The organism is Micromonospora sp. NPDC049799 (assembly GCF_040656655.1).
In the GTDB taxonomy this organism is placed as follows: domain Bacteria; phylum Actinomycetota; class Actinomycetes; order Mycobacteriales; family Micromonosporaceae; genus Micromonospora.
Window position 1 is genome coordinate 1 of sequence record NZ_JBFAMU010000761.1, and the last position, 1,796, is coordinate 1,796.

General features: G+C 75.1%; 2 protein-coding genes. Both read right to left on the bottom strand.

Translation table 11 applies throughout. From position 1 onward, the window contains the following. Positions 1–575 (bottom strand): ABC transporter transmembrane domain-containing protein (locus AB0I76_RS29205; protein WP_357042161.1); only part of this gene is annotated, 575 nt, incomplete at its 3' end. 34 nt (positions 576–609) lie between these two features. Continuing rightward, positions 610–1,698 carry a zinc-binding dehydrogenase gene (locus tag AB0I76_RS29210; protein ID WP_357042165.1) on the bottom strand — a complete coding sequence of 363 codons (1,089 nt, stop codon included), beginning with the start codon at positions 1,696–1,698 and terminating at the stop codon, positions 610–612. Positions 1,699–1,796 lie beyond the last annotated feature (98 nt).

The window sequence follows — 1,796 nt, forward strand, 5'->3', positions numbered from 1 at the left end:
TGCGCGGCGCGGGCCAGGTCGCGCACGCGGCGGGCGACGGTGACCGCGAAGCCGACACCGGCGGCCACCCCGAGCAGGGTCACCCCGAACAGCACCGGGTCGAGCAGCACCATCGCGCCCGCCGCGCCGACGACCATCACCGCGCCGGTGACCACCTCGAACAGGCCGGAGGTCACCACCGCCCGCAGCAGGGTGGTGTCCGAGCCGACCCGGGACAGCAGGTCACCGGTGCGGCGCTGGTCGTACTCGGCGATCGGTAGGCGCAGCAGGTGTCCGGCGAGGCGCCGCCGGGTGCCCAGCACCACTCCCTCGGCGGTGCGCTGGAGCAGGTAGTCGCGGAGCCCGCCGATCACCGCGGCGGCCAGCACCAGGCCCACCAGCAGCGTGACCAGGCCGGCCACCGGACGGGCGGCGGTCACCCCGTCGAGGACCGCACGGGTCAGCAGCGGCTGCGCCAGCGACGCCGCCGCACCGAGCAACGACAGCGCGCCCCCCACGGCGAGGGTGCCGCGGTGGGCGCGCAGGTACGGCAGCAGGGCGGGCAGGCCGACCCGCCGGTTCTCCTCGGCGCTCATGCGGGGAACGGTATCCGCCGCGCGCGAGGGCGGATCAGGGAGTGAACACCACCTGGAGTTCCTGCCGGCGGCGTTCGGCCAGGTCGGTCAGCAGCGTCGGCGCCTCCTCGAACGGCACGACCGCCGACACCAGGTGCTTGCGGATCGCGTCGCCGTGGACCCGCAGCAGGTCGATGGTCTCGGCGGAGAGCCGCTCCCGGTCCCAGGTCGGCGCGAGCCCACGCGGCACCCGCCCGATCTGGGCACAGCGCAGCGACAGACCGTTGTGGTGGAACTCCTCACCGAACCGCACCGCGTCCGCGCCGTCCTGGTAGAAGGCCAGGTCGACCACCGCGCCCTGGGGCCGCAGCAGCCGCAGCGCCAACTGGAGCGCCCAGGCCTGACCGCGGCACTGGAACACCACGTCCGCTCCGCGGTCGCCGGCGGCGTGGTTCCAGCGGGTCTTGAGGACCACCGCCGGGTCGTCGGCCTCCGGGTCCAGGGTCTCCAGGCCCAGCGCCTCGGCGACCGCACGGCGCTGCGGCGTCGGGTCGAGCACCACCACCGAGGCGGCACCGTGCCGCTGCGCGAACAGCGCGGTGAGCAGGGCCACCACCCCGCTGCCGACCACCGCGACCCGCCGGCCGCGTACCCCGTCGCCGAGGGTGCGCACGTCGGTGCCGCACAGGTCGGCGGCGGCGTGCAGGACGCCGTTGGCGCAGATCGGGCCCATGTGCGCGACGTACACGCCGAGCAGCGGGTCCAGGTCCTCGGGCAGCGGCACGAACCGCTCCTTCACCGGGTCCGCCACGTAGCCGGTGCGGTGGCCGTACGTCATCGCGCCGACGGTGCCCACGGCGACCGCCGGGGTGCGGCTCTCCACCACCCGTCCGACCTGCATGTAACCGAGCCGGGTCACCGGGTACGGGGTGCTCGCCTCCCCGGGCTGGAACAGGCCGAGGTCGGCGTTCCAGGTCACGGTGAGGTAGGGGTTGGTGCCCTTGACGAAGCTCAGTTCGGTGCCGGCGGAGACACCGCTGTGGAGCGTGTCGACCCGGAAGCCGCCCTCGGGCACCTCGCCGGCGTCCTGCTCGACCAGTTCGACCTTGCCGGGACCGCTGACCACCACGACCGTGTCACGCATCGACGGTCACCCCGGTGGTGACGGCCGGCGCGACGGCCGGGGCGTCGAGGCGTACGGTGCGGCCGGTGCGGGCCGAGTCGGCGACCGCGAGGGCGAGC